19 protein-coding genes and 1 tRNA gene are annotated in these 17183 nt (G+C 68.0%); 9 read left to right on the top strand and 11 right to left on the bottom strand.

The annotated features are described in order from the left end of the window. Positions 1-75 precede the first annotated feature (75 nt). Complete coding sequence (locus tag ACFC14_RS00275) at positions 76-1179, bottom strand: ABC transporter ATP-binding protein (protein WP_029262761.1); 1104 nt, start codon at positions 1177-1179, stop codon at positions 76-78. A 231-nt stretch (positions 1180-1410) separates the two neighbouring features. Here ACFC14_RS00275 and ACFC14_RS00270 point away from each other — a divergent pair, with 231 nt between their 5' ends. Together ACFC14_RS00270 and ACFC14_RS00265 are read left to right on the top strand one after the other, a co-directional pair. After that, entirely contained in the window at positions 1411-2343 is a 933-nt protein-coding gene (locus ACFC14_RS00270; protein ID WP_136041162.1) for a thioredoxin domain-containing protein, read from the top strand. Between the two features lie 41 nt (positions 2344-2384). Then, positions 2385-2457: transfer RNA gene (locus tag ACFC14_RS00265), tRNA-Thr, on the top strand. A gap of 33 nt (positions 2458-2490) precedes the next feature. Here ACFC14_RS00265 and ACFC14_RS00260 read toward each other — a convergent pair. Beyond that, a complete protein-coding gene (locus ACFC14_RS00260; RefSeq protein ID WP_376100400.1) occupies positions 2491-2814 on the bottom strand; it encodes a hypothetical protein in 324 nt (107 codons plus the stop codon). Between the two features lie 202 nt (positions 2815-3016). On the opposite strand from ACFC14_RS00260, the gene ppk2 reads away from it, so the two are divergent. Together ppk2 and ACFC14_RS00250 are read left to right on the top strand one after the other, a co-directional pair. After that, positions 3017-3874: a polyphosphate kinase 2 gene (ppk2, locus tag ACFC14_RS00255; protein WP_376100397.1), complete on the top strand. Its 858-nt coding sequence runs from the start codon at positions 3017-3019 to the stop codon at positions 3872-3874. 45 nt (positions 3875-3919) lie between these two features. After that, positions 3920-4873 (top strand): aldo/keto reductase, encoded by a 954-nt coding sequence (locus ACFC14_RS00250; RefSeq protein ID WP_376100394.1) that lies wholly within the window; start codon positions 3920-3922, stop codon positions 4871-4873. 4 nt (positions 4874-4877) lie between these two features. Here ACFC14_RS00250 and ACFC14_RS00245 read toward each other — a convergent pair whose 3' ends face one another. The 5 genes from ACFC14_RS00245 to ACFC14_RS00225 form a co-directional block, all read right to left on the bottom strand. Beyond that, on the bottom strand, positions 4878-5561 hold the full coding sequence (locus ACFC14_RS00245) for a response regulator (RefSeq protein ID WP_376100391.1): 684 nt from the start codon (positions 5559-5561) through the stop codon (positions 4878-4880). After that, positions 5558-6835 (bottom strand): sensor histidine kinase, encoded by a 1278-nt coding sequence (locus ACFC14_RS00240; RefSeq protein ID WP_376100388.1) that lies wholly within the window; start codon positions 6833-6835, stop codon positions 5558-5560. Before ACFC14_RS00240 ends, ACFC14_RS00245 begins: the two co-directional genes overlap by 4 nt. 9 nt (positions 6836-6844) lie before the next feature. Further along, on the bottom strand, positions 6845-7660 hold the full coding sequence (locus ACFC14_RS00235) for an ABC transporter permease (protein WP_376100385.1): 816 nt from the start codon (positions 7658-7660) through the stop codon (positions 6845-6847). Then, positions 7657-8568: an ABC transporter ATP-binding protein gene (locus tag ACFC14_RS00230; protein WP_136041155.1), complete on the bottom strand. Its 912-nt coding sequence runs from the start codon at positions 8566-8568 to the stop codon at positions 7657-7659. The genes ACFC14_RS00235 and ACFC14_RS00230 overlap by 4 nt, the downstream gene beginning before the upstream one ends. Positions 8569-8662: 94 nt before the next feature. Then, entirely contained in the window at positions 8663-9289 is a 627-nt protein-coding gene (locus ACFC14_RS00225; RefSeq protein WP_376100382.1) for an SOS response-associated peptidase family protein, read from the bottom strand. 102 nt (positions 9290-9391) lie between these two features. Here ACFC14_RS00225 and ACFC14_RS00220 point away from each other — a divergent pair, with 102 nt between their 5' ends. Further along, complete coding sequence (locus ACFC14_RS00220) at positions 9392-10303, top strand: DMT family transporter (RefSeq protein WP_376107042.1); 912 nt, start codon at positions 9392-9394, stop codon at positions 10301-10303. A 4-nt stretch (positions 10304-10307) separates the two neighbouring features. On the opposite strand, the gene ACFC14_RS00215 is transcribed toward ACFC14_RS00220, so the two are convergent. Both ACFC14_RS00215 and msrB read right to left on the bottom strand, forming a co-directional pair. After that, a complete protein-coding gene (locus ACFC14_RS00215) occupies positions 10308-10871 on the bottom strand; it encodes a nitroreductase family protein (protein ID WP_376100379.1) in 564 nt (187 codons plus the stop codon). After that, positions 10868-11272: a peptide-methionine (R)-S-oxide reductase MsrB gene (gene msrB, locus ACFC14_RS00210; RefSeq protein ID WP_136041152.1), complete on the bottom strand. Its 405-nt coding sequence runs from the start codon at positions 11270-11272 to the stop codon at positions 10868-10870. Before msrB ends, ACFC14_RS00215 begins: the two co-directional genes overlap by 4 nt. Before the next feature lie 71 nt (positions 11273-11343). Here msrB and ACFC14_RS00205 point away from each other — a divergent pair, with 71 nt between their 5' ends. The 4 genes from ACFC14_RS00205 (at position 11344) to groL (ending at position 15001) form a co-directional block, all read left to right on the top strand. Next, positions 11344-12336, top strand: a complete 993-nt coding sequence (locus tag ACFC14_RS00205; protein WP_376100375.1) for a DUF2332 family protein — start codon at positions 11344-11346, stop codon at positions 12334-12336. Between the two features lie 9 nt (positions 12337-12345). Next, complete coding sequence (locus tag ACFC14_RS00200) at positions 12346-12603, top strand: DUF3263 domain-containing protein (protein ID WP_136041150.1); 258 nt, start codon at positions 12346-12348, stop codon at positions 12601-12603. 77 nt (positions 12604-12680) lie between these two features. Next, complete coding sequence (locus ACFC14_RS00195) at positions 12681-13259, top strand: LytR C-terminal domain-containing protein (protein ID WP_376100372.1); 579 nt, start codon at positions 12681-12683, stop codon at positions 13257-13259. Between the two features lie 122 nt (positions 13260-13381). Next, positions 13382-15001 (top strand): chaperonin GroEL, encoded by a 1620-nt coding sequence (gene groL / locus ACFC14_RS00190; protein ID WP_376100369.1) that lies wholly within the window; start codon positions 13382-13384, stop codon positions 14999-15001. Between the two features lie 66 nt (positions 15002-15067). On the opposite strand, the gene ACFC14_RS00185 is transcribed toward groL, so the two are convergent. Together ACFC14_RS00185 and ACFC14_RS00180 are read right to left on the bottom strand one after the other, a co-directional pair. Continuing rightward, a complete protein-coding gene (locus ACFC14_RS00185; protein WP_136041148.1) occupies positions 15068-15355 on the bottom strand; it encodes a WXG100 family type VII secretion target in 288 nt (95 codons plus the stop codon). A 119-nt stretch (positions 15356-15474) separates the two neighbouring features. Beyond that, positions 15475-17175 (bottom strand): ATP-binding protein, encoded by a 1701-nt coding sequence (locus ACFC14_RS00180; protein WP_376100366.1) that lies wholly within the window; start codon positions 17173-17175, stop codon positions 15475-15477. Positions 17176-17183: the final 8 nt, after the last annotated feature.

The raw sequence follows: 17183 nt of genomic DNA, 5'->3' as shown, positions 1-17183 counted from the left end.
CCTGGTCGAGATGAGTCGGAAAAGAGACGCGGCGCAGGTGACCGAAGTCAGCCTGCGCCGCGTCTGTGGATCCGATCAGGCGGAGACGACCGGCTTGTCGTTCAGACGCTCGCCGGACTCGATGTCGAACGCGTGCACGTGGCCCGGGTTCGCAGCGAGCGTGACCGTCTCGCCGGCGTTCGGGTGGCTTCGACCGTCGACGCGGGCGACGATGTCGCTGCGCTTGCCGTTGATCTCGGTGTGGCCGTAGAGGTAGCCGTCGGCGCCGAGCTCTTCGACGAGGTCGACGACGACCGGGAGGCCCTTGCCGTCGGCCGGTCCGACCGTGATGTCCTCGGGGCGCACGCCGACCGTGACCTGGCTGCCGTTCGCACGGCCGACGGTGTCGCGGTCGAGCGGGACGACCTCGGAGCCGAAGCGGATGCCGCCGTCGGCGAGGTCAGCGGCGAACAGGTTCATCGCGGGCGAGCCGATGAAGCCGGCCACGAAGACGTTGTTCGGCTTCTCGTACAGGTCGCGCGGGGAGCCGACCTGCTGGAGCAGGCCGTCCTTGAGGACCGCGATGCGGTCGCCCATGGTCAGAGCCTCGGTCTGGTCGTGCGTGACGTAGACCGTGGTGACGCCGAGGCGACGCTGCAGCGACGCGATCTGCGTACGGGTCTGCACGCGGAGCTTGGCGTCGAGGTTGGACAGCGGCTCGTCCATGAGGAACACCTGCGGCTGGCGCACGATGGCGCGACCCATGGCGACGCGCTGACGCTGACCACCCGAGAGGGCCTTCGGCTTGCGGGTCAGGTAGGGCTCGAGGTCGAGGAGCTTGGCGGCCTCGAGCACGCGGGATGCGCGCTCTTCCTTGCCGACGCCGGCGATCTTGAGCGCGAAGCCCATGTTCTCGGCGACGGTCATGTGCGGGTACAGCGCGTAGTTTTGGAAGACCATCGCGATGTCGCGGTCCTTCGGCGGGACGTCGGTCACGTCGCGGTCGCCGATGAGGATGCGGCCGGCGTTGACCTCTTCGAGGCCGGCCAGCATGCGGAGGGACGTGGACTTGCCGCAACCGGAAGGACCGACGAGGACGAGGAATTCGCCGTCACCGACCTCGAGGTTCAGCTTGTCGACGGCCGGACGGGTTCCGCCGGGGTACAGGCGGGTGGCCTCGTCGAAAGTCACAGATGCCATTGTCTTTTCTCCTTCACCGGCAGGTACGTGCCGGACGATCCGTAGTGATGAAGCGGCGGGTGACCCCGCCGTGACCCGTCATTGGGTCGGGATCAGTATGACATGAACGGCGGTACCTGGGTATTTCTCAGCCTCACTGACTACCATCGAACTCGGCCGCGCGCAGCGGCGATCGTCGCCGAGCGGCGGTCGGGGCCAACCCGGACCCCCGTTGAGACTCACAGAGGAACGATGTCGAGCGACGAAACGCCGAACGTCCCGACGCCTCGCAATTCCCGCGAGGTCGTACGGGAGAAGGCTCAGAGAGTGCACGCCCAGCAGTCCAGGGCGCGCCTCATGCGACGGATCATCATCGGCGCGGTAGCGCTCGTCGCGGTGGGCGCGATCGGCACTGCGGTGACGCTCGCGGTGTCCTCCCAGGTCTCCAAGCCGAGGCTCACACCGACCGGCATGGAGTCGGACGGCGTCGTCGTCACCGATCTCGAGTCGTTCGCCGGAACGGGTGCCGTGCCGGAGACTCCGAGTCCCGAAGCGTCCGACGCCGGCGAATCGGCCAGCCCGACGCCTGACCCGACGGCGTCCGAGAAGGTCGACATCCACGTGTACGTCGACTACCTGTCGCCCGACGCCGGGGAGTTCGAGCGTGCCAATGCTCGACAGCTCGCCGGTTGGATCAGCGAGGACGCGGTCACGGTCAGCTACCACCCGGTCGCGTTGCTCACCGCCAGCTCCAACGGCACCAAGTACTCCCTCCGTTCGGCCGCGGCTGCGGCGTGCGTTGCCACGCACTCGCCTGCACAGTTCTACGCGTTCAATCACGACCTGCTCGACGACCAGCCCGAGGTCGGCAGCGACGGCCTCTCCGATGAGGACCTCGCGAACCTCGCCGGCGCGGTCGGCGTCGACAACGCCAAGGCCGTGCGCTCGTGCATCGAGGACGGCGACTTCGTCGGCTGGGCGAAGGAGGCGACGACCAGGGCTCTGGACGGACCGCTCGCCGGCTCCGATGACCTGGTGCTCACCGCCGCGCCGATGATCGTCGCGAACGGCGAGGCCTACGTCGGGGCGCTGGACGACCCGGCCGAGTTCTCGCAGTTCGTGCTGAGCGTGGCGAGCGATGCCTCCCGCGCGACGGCGACCCCCTCGCCCACGACGACTCCGTAGGTCGAAGCCGGGTCGATGCCATCGCTAAGCTGGTGGCATCCGCCGACTTGGCGCAATTGGTAGCGCACCGTACTTGTAATACGGGGGTTACGGGTTCGAGTCCCGTAGTCGGCTCTTCAATCCCTCACGAGAGTGGGGTTCGCGGATTCACTTCTCGGCGGAGGCCTCGGGTGCGTCGATCACCTCTTCGATGAGGCTGATGCCGCCCGTGGAACTCGCAGACTGCATCAGATCCTGAATCCACTTCGGGTTCAGTTGCGGCGCCTCCGGTTCCTCGAACGTGAAGCGCAACGGTATCGACGGATGCAACCAGATCGTCGAACGACCCACCTGCTGGCCTTCGGGATGCCGCCAGGAGAGGGTGAAGCTCTCGTTGCGGCGGAGCTTCGTGGCGATGACCACCTTCAGATGCGCGAGGGCGCGGTCCTCGATGTGGATGTCATCACCGTTGCCGTACTGGATCGTTCCCATGCCAGAACGATAGCCGCCTGGTGCTGACCACGCATTCCGATGTATCGCCTCAGTCGATGATATGTTACACATCAGGCAGGTTTCCTGGTGGGCCGATGGATCGTGCCAGGTAGAAGACGCGCAGGTGGCCGCCTCCCCGCTCCGGCCACCTGCGCTTGCCTGCTCGAATTCGGGGATCCAGAGCACCTGAGAGGGCGAGATCTTGAGCAGCGCACCCGAAACAGCGACGGTCACGCCGGAGTGGCAGCACGACTACCCCTACACGAAGAAGATCTCGACGGCCGAGTACGAACGGGAGAAGCGGCTGCTGCAGATCGAGCTCCTGAAGCTCCAGTCGCACATCAAGCATTCCTCCGAGCGGCTGCTCATCCTGTTCGAAGGACGGGACGCGGCGGGGAAGGGTGGGGCGATCAAACGCTTCATGGAGCACCTGAATCCTCGGGGCGCTCGGGTCGTCGCTCTCGACAAGCCGACGGATGCGGAGCGGACGCAGTGGTACTTCCAGCGCTACATCGCACATCTGCCCTCCGGCGGCGAGATCGTGATGATGGACCGCTCCTGGTACAACCGCGCGGGCGTCGAGCGGGTCATGGGCTACTGCTCGTCCACCGAGTACGAGGAGTTCATGCAGACCGCTCCGCAGTTCGAACGGATGATCGTGAGCTCGGGCATCCGCCTCATCAAGCTGTGGTTCTCGGTGGGAGAGGCGGAGCAGCGTCGTCGGTTCAGGCGGCGCGGCGAGGACCCCGTCAAGCAGTGGAAGCTGAGCCCCACGGACCTCGCAAGCATCGACCGCTGGGCGGATTACACGGCGGCGAAGGAAGCCATGTTCTTCCACACGGACACACCATCCGAGCCGTGGATCGTCATCAAGTCGAACGACAAGAAGCGGGCGCGACTCGAGGCGATGAGGTGCGTTCTCGCCCGGTTCGACTACCCGGGCAAGGATCCCTTGGTCGCCCACGCTCCGGATTCACGGCTCGTCGGGCGACCCTCGCAGATCTACGACGAGGGTGAGACGCCGAAGACGAACCCTTCCCGCGCCGATGCGGAAACATGACGTCATCCGGGAATGCGTGGATCCCGATCCGCGGTTGTCCTGGTCATGACTCGTATCGGCACCAGTGATCTTGACGTCCTCCCGCTCGCGCTCGGCGGCAACGTGTTCGGCTGGACGGCCGATCACGATACCTCGTTCGCCGTGCTCGATGCATTTGTGGACGGCGGTGGCGACTTCATCGACACGGCCGATTCGTACAGCTCCTGGGTGCCGGGGAACGAGGGTGGCGAGAGCGAGACGATCATCGGGGAGTGGCTCGCATCCCGTAAGCCGTCCGGTGTCGTCGTGGCCACCAAGGTGAGCCAGCACCCTCAGTTCCGCGGCCTCTCCGGACCGAACGTGCGAAAGGCGGCCGAGGCCTCGCTCCGGCGTCTCGGCGCCGACGAGATCGATCTGTACTACGCGCACTTCGACGACGCGACCGTTCCGCTGGAGGAGACAGTCGCCGCGTTCGGACAACTCGTCGAAGACGGTCTGGTTCGTCATGTGGCGGTGTCGAACTATTCGGCGGAGCGCATCAGGGAATGGATCGAGATCGCGCGGCGCACGGGCGTCGCCGTGCCGGTAGCCGTTCAACCGCACTACAACCTCGTTCATCGCAATGAGGTCGAGGACACCATCATCCCGGTCGCCGAGGAGTTCGATCTCGGGCTGGTTCCCTATTACGCACTGGCGAGCGGATTCCTGACGGGCAAGTATCGCTCGACCGACAGCTCGGAGCAGGATTCCCCGCGCGCGCAGGGCGCCGCGAAGTACGCGACCGAGGCCGGGTTGCGGATCATCGATGCGCTCGAGCAGGTCGCCGATGCTCACGGGACGTCGGTCGCCGCGACGTCTCTCGCCTGGTTGCGGGCGCAGCCGACCGTCGTCGCGCCGATCGCGAGTGCTCGCACGATCGCGCAGGTGCCGGACCTGCTGGCGGGTGCTCGACTCGAGCTCTCCGCCGAAGAGGTGCGCCTGCTCGACCGCGTGTCGGAATGGACCCCCGCCGGCGCCTGATGCGTCAGGTCTCGTTTCCGACGAGGCCGAGTCGGTGCGCCAGGATCACGGCGTGGATGCGGTCGCGCGCGTGGAGTTTCGCCAGCACCCGGCCGACGTGGGTCTTCACGGTCGATTCGCCGACGTAGAGGGTGCGGGCGATCTCGGCATTGGTCAGTCCGCGCCCGATCGCGAGGAACACGTCTCGCTCACGATCGGTGAGGGCTTCCAATGCCGCGCTCTCCGCGGCATCCGGTGTCCGGGCGGATGACGAGCCGAGCTGCGGGGTCACGTGCTCGAGCAGCATTCGGGTGATCCGAGGAGAGAGCGCGGCGTCTCCGCGGTACACAGCGTGCACCGCGGAGATCATCTCGTGGCGCTGTGCGTCCTTCAGGAGGAACCCGCTCGCGCCTGCGCGGATGGCGCCGAAGGCGTATTCGTCGAGATCGAACGTGGTCAGCACGAGCACCTTTGTCTGAGGGTGGTCTCGCACGATGGCCTCCGTGGCGGCGATGCCGTCCAGCTCCGGCATCCGGATATCCATGAGCACCAGGTCTGGCGCGAGTGCGGCGCTCTGCGCGATCGCCGCACGCCCGTCGCCGGCCTCGCCCACCACCACGATGTCGCCCTCCGCTTCGAGGACCATCCGGAACCCGACGCGGATCAATTCCTGGTCGTCCACCAGAAGCACCCTGATCGGATCCGTCATCGGTCGTCCTCCATCGATTCGCTCGGCACGGCCGGGCCGGTCGCCTTCGTCGGCAGCACGGCGTGTAGAACCCATCGTCCTGCACCGGACGGCGCGGACTCGACGCTTCCCTGGACATGGGCGGCGCGCTCGGCGAGTCCGCGCAGACCGAAGCCCTCGGTCCCGATGCCGCCGGACACGCCGTCGTTGACGATGTCGATCGTCACCGAATCCGGTGCGTAGTCCAGTCGCACACCGATGGTCGAGGCGGTGGGGGCATGACGCATCGCGTTCGTGACGCCCTCCTGCACGATGCGTCCGATCGCATGTGCGACGGCGGGAGTGACCTCGGCGTGCCCCGCGACCGTGAGCGTCGCGGGGTATCCGGCGCGCTGGGCCGCCTCGACCGTGTCGCGCGGCCGGGCCGGATTCATGGGGGCCAGGGGCAGCGGAGACGCGTCATCATCCCGCAGCACACCGAGCATGGATCGCATCTCGGTCAGGGCGGCACGAGCGGTGTCCGCCGTGTGGGTCGCCGCCTTGCGTGCCTGTTCGCGGTCGGGCGTCGCCGCGGCGCCTTCGGACAGTGCCACGATCACCGTCAGCGAGTGCGAGACGATGTCGTGCATCTCCCGAGCGATGCGCGCCCGCTCGGACGCGGCGGCGAGCTGCGCCTGCTGGTCACGCTCGACGAGCAGCTGCCGCGATCGATCGATGACGGCCGACAGATAGCGCTTGCGGCCGCCGACGTTGACGCCGATGAGCGTGCCGATGAGGCCGAGAACGATGTAGCTGAGCGCGGTGTCGAGTCCGTTCTGCATCACGATCACGCCGGTGAGCATCAGGAGTCCGCTGAGCAGGAGGAACCACGCCGCGCCGATTCCGTAGCAGGTCCAGGCCGCGCGCGACGACCGATAGACCGCGAGACCGTAACAGGCGACGAGCAGCAGGATGATTCCGCTGGACAACCCGGTGAACAAGCCGACCGTTCCCAGGATCACCGCCGCGACGAAAGGACCGAGCGGCGCCCGTCGTCGCCACAGGAGTGTGCTGCACGCCACCACGATCATCGCCAGCGTGGCGATGTTGATCGCGATGTAGGTGGATTCCGGAACCGACTCTTCGGCGAACCGACCCGCCGGGGCGAGCGAGAGGAGCAGGCAGAGCAGCGTCAGCAGGATGTCGGCGAACAGTGGATGCCGCGCCCAGAATCGCCGGAAGAGCCCCGGCGCACGCGGAAGCCGCAGCTCCTCGTCCTCTCGGATCGAGTCGCTGCGGCTTCGCGTTCTGCTCACAGGCCGACTTTACGCGTCGCGGGTGCGCAGCACGCCCCAGGCGACGAGTGCTCCGCCGGCGACCCAGCAGGCGAGGGTCAGGAACGCGACCGGTGCATCGAGTGCTGCACCGTCGCCCGGCAGGATCGCGCTCTGCGCTGCGGCCACCGGGAGGTAGGCGGATGCCTCGATGACCCATGCCCATGCCTCACCGGCGAAGGAGAAGAAGTTCGCCACGATCGGCAGCACGAACAGGACTCCGACGGTCGCCGCGATGGCTCCGGCCCCGGAACGGAGGATGAACCCGAAGGAGACTCCGATCAGGGCGAAAACCGCCATGGCGAGGGAGGAGACGACGATGGGCAGGAAGGATGCGGCAGGGTCCGACCAATCGATACTCTGATCGCGCGGCGCCACGATGAGCGAGACCGCGACGGCCGCGAGGCCGAAGATCACCAGAGACGAGACGAACATGAAGACCGCGAGCACGGTCGACTTGGCCGCGAGCACCGAGCCGCGGATCGGGTTGGCCGTGAGCGTCGAACGGATCATGCCGGTCGAGTACTCGCCTGTCACGGAGATCGCACCGATGATGCCGGCCAGCAGCATCGTGAACTGGATCGGCATGACGACGGCCTGAATCGGCTCGAACCCCGGCATGTCGATCGCCTGCGCGATGAGCACGGCGATCCCGATGGTCAGAGCCGCAGCGATCCCGATGGACCACCATGTCGAACGCAGCGTGGCGAGCTTGATCCATTCGCCGCGGAGTGCGCGAACGAATGTCAGCCGGCGACCGGTGTCGACGCGCGGCCGCGCGGGCGCGGGTGCCTGTGTCGTGGTCATGAGATCTCCTTGGTGCGGTACTCGACGGAATCGCCGGTGAGGGCGAGGTAGGCGTCCTCGAGTGAACCGGTGGTGGGGGTGAGTTCGTGCAGCGGGATGCCGCGGTCCGCGGCGAGGTCGCCGATCCGGGCGGCGGGAAGTCCCACGATGTCGAGGAGGTCGGGTGCCGAGCTCACGATCTCCACGTCCGGGCCGCCGACGGCGGCGGCGAGCTCGGTGGGCCGCGGAGTGCGTACACGCACCGTGTTCTGCGTCCAGGAGCGCACGAGGTCGGCGAGCGGAGCATCCGCCAGCACCCGGCCGCGACCCATCACGATGACGTGGTCGGCGGTCTGCGCCATCTCGCTCATCAGGTGGCTCGACAGGAGCACGGTTCGTCCTTCGGATGCTGCGTGCCGGACGAACTGACGCACCCAGCGGACGCCCTCGGGGTCGAGGCCGTTGACCGGCTCGTCGAGGATCAGCGTGTGCGGATCGCCGAGCAGCGCCGAGGCGATACCGAGGCGCTGTCCCATTCCGAGCGAGAACTTCCCGGCACGCTTGCGAGCAACCGAGCCGATGCCCGCGAGTTCGATGACCTCATCGACGCGAGAGGAGGGAATCCCATGGGTCGCCGCCATCGCGCGAAGGTGATTGCGCGCCGTCCGACCGGTGTGCACGGCCTTCGCATCGAGCAGGACGCCGACCTCGGTGAGGGGCGCCCGAAGCTTGCGATACTCGCGACCGGCGATCTCTGCACGTCCGGACGTCGGCCGGTCGAGGCCCACGATCATGCGCATCGTGGTCGACTTGCCGGCACCGTTGGGGCCGAGGAAGCCGGTGACGCTGCCCGGCTTGACGGTGAACGACACGTCATCGACGGCCGTCTTGTCTCCGAACCTCTTCGTGAGGCCTTCTGCTGTGATCATGGGTACAACGCTACGGAGGGCCGCTCAGCCGCGCGTCCTCCTCAGGTACCGTCCTTCTGCTCGGGATGTCCTCCCGGTGGTGGACAAGTCGGACTCAGGAGCGGGGGCGGGCCTGGACTCGCGCGGCCATCTCATCCGACGCGAGGATCGCCTCATCGATGATCTCCCTCGACGGCGGCGCCGTCAGCCAGTCGTGGCTCAATGACGCCGGAACGAGCAGTGGCATGCGGTCGTGCAGATCGACGAGGTGGTCGGGGGCGGGACGCATCACGATCGAATAGCAGGTGTACCACTCGCCGTCTGCGGTGCGACCCCGTTGCGTGACCGCCGCCATGCCGAAAAGGGTTCCGTCATCGATGATGAACTCGTTCCACTGCCGGGAGGGCTTCTGCATCTCGTACCAGCTCGTCGCCGGGACGATCGCTCGCGACTTCGCTCCGCCTGGACGCTCCTGCAGGCGTTCCGATCGGGTGTTGATCGACGGGAACTTCGCGGGTTCCCCGTTCACGAGAAAGCCCCACCACGCCGGTTCCAGAGTCGGAGCAGCGTCGGGCTGCACGATCACGGGGTTGAGGTTGCGGAGGTTCTTCCCGGTCGGACGGATGGTCTCACCCGCGTTCTCCTCCGCCCAGGTTCGTAGGCCCTCGAGTACCGCATCGTCGGCGGCGGCGAGGACTTCCGCATCGGTGAACCGGGGATCGAGACCGTAGCTCGCGCACATGCCGCCAGCGTAGCGCCGGCCGCCGACATCCGTCTCGCCATGGCGAATCCGGGCCTCCGGTAGGGTCGACGGGTGCCAGAATCTCGTCGACTCCCCGCGCCCCTGGCGCTCGGAGGGGCTGTCGCGATCGGCGTCATGACGGCGATCCAGGCCCGGATCAACGGCGTCCTCGGGGTTCGCGTCGACGACGGGATCGTCGCGGGCCTGCTCTCGTTCTCGGTGGGCCTGCTGGCGCTGGTCGCCGTGATCTGCTGCATCCCGTCCGCCCGGCGCGGAGTGGGACGCCTCTGGAGCGGCATCCGACGTCACACGATCCCGTTCTGGATGTTGCTGGGCGGCGCCTGCGGCGCCCTCACCGTCTCCACCCAGGGGCTGACGGCCGGGATCCTCGGCGTCTCTCTGTTCAGCGTCGGCGTCGTCGCGGGGCAGACGCTGCACGGGCTCGTGCTGGATCGGATCGGGTTCGGTCCCGCCGGCGTCGTCGCGGTCACCCCCGGCCGGGTCGCCGGCGGAGTTCTCGCGCTCGCCGCTGTCGCCATCTCGCTCTCGGGCGACGTGCTCGCCACCGCTCCGCTGTGGATGCTGCTGCTGCCGTTCGCCGCCGGAGTCGGTATCGCGTGGCAGGCGGCCACGAACGGTCGCCTCTCGCAGCGGGTCCAGTCGCCGCTCGCTGCGACTCTGATGAGCTTCATCACCGGCACCGTCGTCCTGCTGCTCGCGGCCGGGACGAGCATCGCCTTCCGTGGGATGCCCGATGCCCTGCCGGCCGAACCCTGGCTGTACCTGGGCGGGTTCCTCGGAGCGGCCTACATCCTGCTCGGCGCGTTCATCGTCGCGCACACCGGAGTTCTCCTGATGGGGCTGGGCTCCGTGCTCGGACAGCTCGTGACCTCGGTCGTGATCGACCTGATCTGGCCTCCGGCGGCGGGGCCCGCGCTCTGGCAGGTCGTCGCCATGGTCATCGTCGCGGTGGCGTCCGTGATCGTCGCCGTTCCCCGCAGACGCCGGCGCTGACCCGCTACTTCTTCTTCGCCTTCTTCGGCCCGGCCTTCGGCATCCGGGTGATCAGCTTCCGCGCATCCACGGCCTTGCGGCGACCCGGCTTCTTGCCCGCGGGCTTGCCGCCCACGTACAGCCAGCCGAGGAGTTCCTCGTTCTTGTCGAGGCCGTGGACCTTGGCGACGGCCTTCGCGCGTGTGTAGTGGCCCGTGCGCCAGATGACGCCCCAGCCGGCTTCGTCGAGGAGCAGGCTCAGGGTGTGCGCCACTCCGGAGGCGACGGCCTCCTGCTCCCACCGGGGGACCTTGTCGCTCTTGCGATAGCTGGCGACCACCGCGATCAGGAGTGGAGCACGCAGGGGCTTCGACGACGGGGACGAGTCCCCCTGCGCTTTGGCGATGGCGGCGCCGAGCACTTCACGATCGGACCCGCGCAACTCGACGAGCCGCCACGGGCGGAGCGACGAATGATCCGCGACGCGGCCGGCCGCGGCCACGAGCGTCAGCAGCTCTTCGCGGCCCGGCGCCGAATCTTCGACCTTCGACCAGGACTGACGCGCGCGGACCGCGTCGAGAGCACTCACGAGGCGTCGGGGGTGAAGTTCAGTGCGATCGAGTTCATGCAGTAGCGATCTCCGGTCGGCGTGCCGAACCCGTCGGGGAACACGTGGCCGAGGTGCGAGCCGCAGTTCGCGCAGCGCACCTCCGTTCGCACCATACCCAGGCTGTCGTCCTCGATGAGCTCGACCGCATCGGGGCGGATCGACTCGTAGAAGCTCGGCCAGCCGCATCCGGAGTCGAACTTGGTGCCGCTCTTGAACAGCTCCGCGTTGCACGCCCCACAGGTGTAGAGGCCGGCGCGCTCCTCGTCGAGCAGCTCACCCGTCCAGGCCCGCTCGGTCGCGGCCTGACGCAGCACGGCGTACTGCTCATCGCCGAGCTCGCGGCGCCATTCGTCTTCGGTCTTGTCCACGCTGTACGACATGTGTCCTCCTCAGTCGAGTCCATTCTCCCTCCTGTGGTGGTGCCTCGGGTGCGTCGAGTCACAATGGACGGATGACCGATGCTGTGCAGGAGCGCTACGCGCGCTTCGCCCGTGATGAGGCGCCGGGCCGGAGCGCCCTCTACGCGGAGTGGGCCGCCGGGGTCGCCGGGGATGAGGACGTGCGGCGCGTCCTGCTCCGGATCCCGGAGACGAGACGCCAGCCCCCGCTCGTGTTCGCCGTCACCCGGATGCTCGGCGTTCCGCTCGACGAGTACGCGCAATGGCGTGACGTCGTGCTCCGGCATGCGGACGAGGTCGTCGTCGAGTGCGCACGGAGGTCGCTGCAGACGAACGAGCCGCTGCGTCTGGCGGCACTTCTTCCGGTGCTCTCCGAGATCGAGGGGCCGATTGCGCTGCTCGAGATCGGGGCGTCGGCGGGACTGTGTCTCTACCCCGATCGGTACTCGTATCGCTTCACCGGCGAGGACGGGGCGCTGCGCGCCGCGCTCGACCCGGCCGACGGCGTCTCGACGGTCGTGCTCGAGAGTCGCGTGACCGGTCCGCTTCCTGCGCTCCGGATGCCGGACGTCGTGTGGCGCGCCGGGATCGACCTGGCGCCGCTCGATGCCGCCGACGAGCGTGATCGTCGGTGGCTGCGTGGTCTCGTGTGGCCGGGGGAGTCGGGGCGCGAGGAGCGCATCGAGGCCGCCCTCGACGTCGCAGCCGGCGACCCTCCTCTTCTGGTGGAAGGGGACGCCGTCACGCACCTCGCCGCGCTGGCGGCGGCGGCACCGCCGCGGGCGACCCTCGTCCTCACCACTCCCGGGGTGCTGGTGCACATCCCTCGAGCGGAGCGGGCGGCCCTGATCGCGAGGATCACGCGCATGGACGCGCGCTGGATCACGATCGATCCGCCCGCGGTCACAGACGTGTGGGATCCGCCGGTCGATGCGGATCGGTGGCCGGGGTTCGTGGTCGCGCTCGACGGGCAGGTGCGCGCGGCCGCGGATCCGCTCGGGCGATGGTGGGAGTGGCGACCCGAAGTGGCGGCGGTTGCGTCCTAACCTGGAGCCATGCTCGGAGATCTCACGGAGCGCGATCGCGCGATCCTGGCCCTGGAAGTGGCGTGGCCGCGCCACAGCGGGGCGAAGGAAGAGATCATCCGCGCGCAGCTCGGGATGAGCGCCGCACGCTACTACCAGCTGCTCGGACGACTGATCGAATCCGAGTCCGCGCTCGAGTACGATCCGATGCTGGTTCGTCGCCTTCGCCGCATCCGCGATTCGCGCGCGGCACGGCGTACCGCGCGGCTGCCCGGCTTCGTCGGCTGAGCCGACAAGGCACCGGCCCGGAGGGTCCGCGCGTGCGGCGAAACGGATTGACAGGAAGGTGCCGCTAGCATCGAGGGGTGTCAAAGCCCCTCCGCGATCGCTTCGATGATGCGCCCCGTACGTCCGGACGAGTGGGAGCGCACCGCGCCGAAGCGCCGGGAATGAACGGCTGGGTCGTGCTGCTCTGGTCGTTCGTCGCCGCTCTCGTCCTCATCATCGCCGGCATCTTCGGATCCCTGGTGGTCATGGGGCGCGTCTCTCTGTTCCCCGAGGCTGCGCCGAGCGCTGCTCCCACCCCGCAGGAGACCGGCATCGTCGATACCAGCATCTCGGTGATGATCCTGAACGGCACGCCCGACGAGGGGCTCGATACGCAGATGCGCGACACGTTGATCAACAACGGCTGGGCGGCCGACGACGTATTCGCCGGCGACAGCTCCAGCCAGGACTTCGCCACCACGACGGTCTTCTACGTCGAGGAGGCAGACGAACTCGCAGCCGTCGGGCTCGCTGACCTCCTCGGCGGTGCGGCGGTGCAGCAGAGCGACTACTACTCCGGGCAGACGGAGGACGGGCAGAAGCAGTTCACCGTCGTGATCGGTCTCGATCGGTCGACCTCGGCACCCGAGACACCCGACGAGGCGCCCGCTTCCTGACCTGGGACGCGCGCTCCTCCGGCGGCTTGCACTCGAAGGTGTCGAGTGCCAGAATGGCGTTAGCACTCTCATACTCTGAGTGCTAAACCCAACGTCTACGTCCAGGAGGGACGAAAAAACTCATGGCAAAGATCATTGCTTTCGATGAGGAGGCCCGCCGCGGCCTCGAGCGCGGCCTCAACATCCTCGCCGACGCGGTCAAGGTGACCCTCGGCCCGCGCGGTCGCAACGTCGTCCTCGAGAAGAAGTGGGGCGCTCCCACGATCACGAACGACGGTGTCTCCATCGCCAAGGAGATCGAGCTGGACGACCCGTACGAGAAGATCGGCGCGGAGCTCGTCAAGGAGGTCGCGAAGAAGACCGACGACGTCGCGGGTGACGGCACCACCACCGCCACGGTCCTCGCACAGGCTCTGGTCCGCGAGGGTCTGCGCAACGTCGCAGCCGGCGCCGACCCCATCTCGCTCAAGCGCGGCATCGAGAAGGCCGTCGCCGCGATCACCGAGGAGCTCCTGTCGAGCGCCAAGGAGATCGACTCCAAGGAGCAGATCGCCGCCACGGCATCCATCTCCGCTGCAGACCCGGCGATCGGCGAGCTCATCGCCGAGGCGATCGACAAGGTCGGCAAGGAAGGCGTCGTCACCGTCGAGGAGTCGCAGACGTTCGGCACCGAGCTCGAGCTCACCGAGGGCATGCGCTTCGACAAGGGCTACCTGAACCCGTACTTCGTCACGGACCCGGAGCGCCAGGAAGCGGTCTTCGAAGACCCGTACATCCTCATCGCGAACCAGAAGGTCTCCAACATCAAGGACCTGCTGCCGATCGTCGACAAGGTGATCCAGGACGGCAAGGAGCTCGTCATCATCGCCGAGGACGTCGAGGGCGAGGCTCTCGCGACGCTCGTGCTGAACAAGCTCAAGGGCATCTTCAAGTCGGTCGCCGTCAAGGCTCCCGGCTTCGGCGACCGCCGCAAGGCGCAGCTGCAGGACATCGCGATCCTCACCGGTGGTCAGGTCATCACCGAAGAGGTCGGCCTCAAGCTGGAGAACGCCACGCTCGACCTTCTCGGCCGTGCGCGCAAGGTCATCGTCACGAAGGACGAGACCACGATCGTCGAGGGCGCCGGTGAGGCAGACCAGATCGAGGGTCGCGTCACGCAGATCCGTCGTGAGATCGAGAACACCGACAGCGACTACGACCGCGAGAAGCTGCAGGAGCGTCTGGCGAAGCTCGCCGGTGGCGTCGCCGTCATCAAGGCGGGCGCGGCCACCGAGGTCGAGCTCAAGGAGCGCAAGCACCGCATCGAGGACGCCGTCCGCAACGCGAAGGCAGCCGTCGAAGAGGGCATCGTCCCCGGCGGTGGCGTCGCGCTGATCCAGTCCGGCACCAAGGCTCTCGACGGCCTGACGCTGACGGGTGACGAGGCGACCGGTGCGAACATCGTCCGCGTGGCGATCGAGGCTCCGCTCAAGCAGATCGCTCTCAACGCCGGTCTCGAGCCGGGCGTCGTCGCGAACAAGGTCTCCGAGCTCCCCGCGGGCCAGGGCCTCAACGCGGCCACGGGTGAGTACGTCGACATGTTCGGTGCGGGCATCATCGACCCGGCCAAGGTGACGCGTTCGGCGCTGCAGAACGCAGCTTCGATCGCGGCGCTGTTCCTCACCACCGAGGTCGTCGTGGCTGACAAGCCCGAGAAGGCTGCTGCTCCGATGGGTGACCCGTCGGGCGGCATGGACTTCTGATCCAGCCCTCATGACAGAACGCCCCCGGCTCCGGCCGGGGGCGTTCTGCGTTGTGCCAGGCGCGATTCAGCGGAACAGGCTGGCCGAGTACTGGTCGGCGTCCGCGTACTGAGAGGCTGCCGAGCCGAGTGAGGTGCCGATCGAGTCGAGCACCTGCTCGACATGGAGCTGCGCGCCCTGCCACTGCTCCGCACAGCCCTGGAACGCAGCGGATGCGCTACCGACCCAGGAGGACTGCAGCTGGCGCAACTGGGCCATGAGGGTGGCCGACTCGCTCTGCAGCCGCTCGATGGTGGCTCGGGTCGCCCCGTGCGCGGCGTGGACGGCTTCGGTGTCGACGGTGAAGACGGACATGTGAACTCCTTCTGTTGGAGTTCCGACGCTAGAGGGCCGGTCGCGCCCGATCCGTCCCGTCGACGCCTGCTTGCCGTGGGTGTGCAGAACCCCGACCGACAGTCGATCGTGCAGAGCCGTCAGCTCAGATCGAGCCGTTCCAGGGGCTGGGTGTCCTCGAGAAGGTGCTCGGGTGTGGCGCGCGCGGGCGCGAGCGGAAGCGTGACCGTGAAGGTCGCTCCACCGCCGGGCGTCTCCGATACAGCGACGCCGCCATGCAGCGCCTTCATGATCGACGCGACGATCGCGAGCCCGAGACCGGAACCGCCGGTCTCCCGTGCGCGAGAGGTGTCTGCGCGCCAGAAGCGCTCGAAGATCTGCTCCCGGATCTGCGGGGGGATGCCCTCCCCGTGATCCACGATCGAGATGCTGCCGGTGCCGCGCACCCGGTCCGAATCGACGACGATCTCGAGCGGACCGTCCTCGGGGGAGAAGCGGCGGGCGTTGCCCAGCAGGTTGGTGACGACCTGGCGCACCTTGTTCTCCTCGCCGAGAACGATCGGCGGGGTGCGCACGGGGATGTCGGGGATCTCGGTGAAGTCGATCGCCGGTGCCGGCTCCGGCTGCCGCGGGCGACGACGCAGACGCGACAGCGCGGTGCGGGAGAGCCCTCGCGCGGGTGGCGCACTCGTCGGGTCGGGTTGCGGGGAAGACGTCTCCCGCAGCGGGATGGGGGACATCGCCTCGACCGTGCGGTCGATCACCGTCACCGTCCGCCCCGGAGCCGCGGCGCGCAGATCGAGGGCGGCATCCCGTGCGATCGGCCGCAGGTCGAGAGCCACGATCTCGGGCTCGCGCTCTTCGTCCAGACGGGCGAGTGCGAGAAGGTCCTCCACGAGGACGCCCATGCGGATGGCCTCCTTCTCGATCCGCTCCATGGCCCTCGCCGTATCCTCTTCGCCCTTGATCGCCCCCATGCGATACAGCTCCGCATAGCCGCGCACGCTCACCAGCGGCGTGCGCAGTTCATGGCTCGCGTCCCCGATGAACCGTCGCATGTGCTGGACGCTGCGGTCGCGCTGCGCGAGCGAGCCGTCCACGCGATCGAGCATGGTGTTGATCGCCGTGTTCAGACGCCCGACCTCTGTGGTCGGCTCGAGGTCGGTCAGCCGTTGCCGGAAGTCGCCTGCCGCGATGGACATGGCCGTCGCCTCGACCTGTCCGAGCCGGCGGAAGGTGAGCGTGACGAGCCCTCGGGTGAGGAGGGCCGCGACGAGGATCGTGATCAGCGCGATGGTGATGTAGATCCCGAAGTACTGGCTGATGATGCGGTCGGCGGGCGCGAGCGGAAGGGCGACCAACTGGATGCGCAGCGCGCCGCCCTCCGATCCCACCACGGCGACCGCTCCGTGGAAGACGGTGCCGTCGGCGCCGGGGATCTCCAGCGGTATCTGATCCGTGTCCGCGGTCGCCTTGGCGAGCGAGTACTCGGAGGGGAAGAGCGGAGCCTGGCCCGACGTGCCGCGAGCAGTGGCACGGAGCACCCCCGTCGCGTCGTAGATCGCGAAAGAGAAGTCCCGCGGCTGCTCCTCACGCGGGGTGTAGGTCGTGACCCCGTCTATCGTCGTCGCCTCGAAGTAGCGCTCGACCAGATCGCTGGACACCAGTGCGGGCAGTTGCGCGTCGATGTTGGCGACGAGCGCGTTGCGCAGGATCGGCACGGTTCCGAGGCCCGCGACGAGAAGACCGAGAGCGAGCACCGCCACCGTGACGCCGGTGACCTTCGCGCGTAGGCTGATTCGACGCCACCAGGCGGTGACCGCATCGGGCTTGTGCGCCATGCGGTCCT

The sequence above is a fragment of the Microbacterium sp. NPDC055988 genome, assembly GCF_042269505.1.
In the GTDB taxonomy this organism is placed as follows: Bacteria; Actinomycetota; Actinomycetes; order Actinomycetales; family Microbacteriaceae; genus Microbacterium.
This window is presented reverse-complemented; position numbering and strand designations above follow the sequence as displayed.

Coding starts and splice junctions, on each gene's coding strand:
- ACFC14_RS00205 (WP_376100375.1), top strand. CDS start 11,344: ATGACCGATGCTGTGCAGGAGCGCTACGCGCGCTTCGCCCGTGATGAG.
- ACFC14_RS00260 (WP_376100400.1), bottom strand. CDS start 2,814: ATGGGAACGATCCAGTACGGCAACGGTGATGACATCCACATCGAGGAC.
- ACFC14_RS00235 (WP_376100385.1), bottom strand. CDS start 7,660: ATGACCACGACACAGGCACCCGCGCCCGCGCGGCCGCGCGTCGACACC.
- ACFC14_RS00245 (WP_376100391.1), bottom strand. CDS start 5,561: ATGACGGATCCGATCAGGGTGCTTCTGGTGGACGACCAGGAATTGATC.
- ACFC14_RS00225 (WP_376100382.1), bottom strand. CDS start 9,289: ATGTGCGCGAGCTACGGTCTCGATCCCCGGTTCACCGATGCGGAAGTC.
- ACFC14_RS00185 (WP_136041148.1), bottom strand. CDS start 15,355: ATGTCCGTCTTCACCGTCGACACCGAAGCCGTCCACGCCGCGCACGGG.
- msrB (WP_136041152.1), bottom strand. CDS start 11,272: ATGTCGTACAGCGTGGACAAGACCGAAGACGAATGGCGCCGCGAGCTC.
- ACFC14_RS00250 (WP_376100394.1), top strand. CDS start 3,920: ATGACTCGTATCGGCACCAGTGATCTTGACGTCCTCCCGCTCGCGCTC.
- groL (WP_376100369.1), top strand. CDS start 13,382: ATGGCAAAGATCATTGCTTTCGATGAGGAGGCCCGCCGCGGCCTCGAG.
- ACFC14_RS00230 (WP_136041155.1), bottom strand. CDS start 8,568: ATGATCACAGCAGAAGGCCTCACGAAGAGGTTCGGAGACAAGACGGCC.
- ACFC14_RS00180 (WP_376100366.1), bottom strand. CDS start 17,175: ATGGCGCACAAGCCCGATGCGGTCACCGCCTGGTGGCGTCGAATCAGC.
- ACFC14_RS00275 (WP_029262761.1), bottom strand. CDS start 1,179: ATGGCATCTGTGACTTTCGACGAGGCCACCCGCCTGTACCCCGGCGGA.
- ACFC14_RS00200 (WP_136041150.1), top strand. CDS start 12,346: ATGCTCGGAGATCTCACGGAGCGCGATCGCGCGATCCTGGCCCTGGAA.
- ACFC14_RS00270 (WP_136041162.1), top strand. CDS start 1,411: ATGTCGAGCGACGAAACGCCGAACGTCCCGACGCCTCGCAATTCCCGC.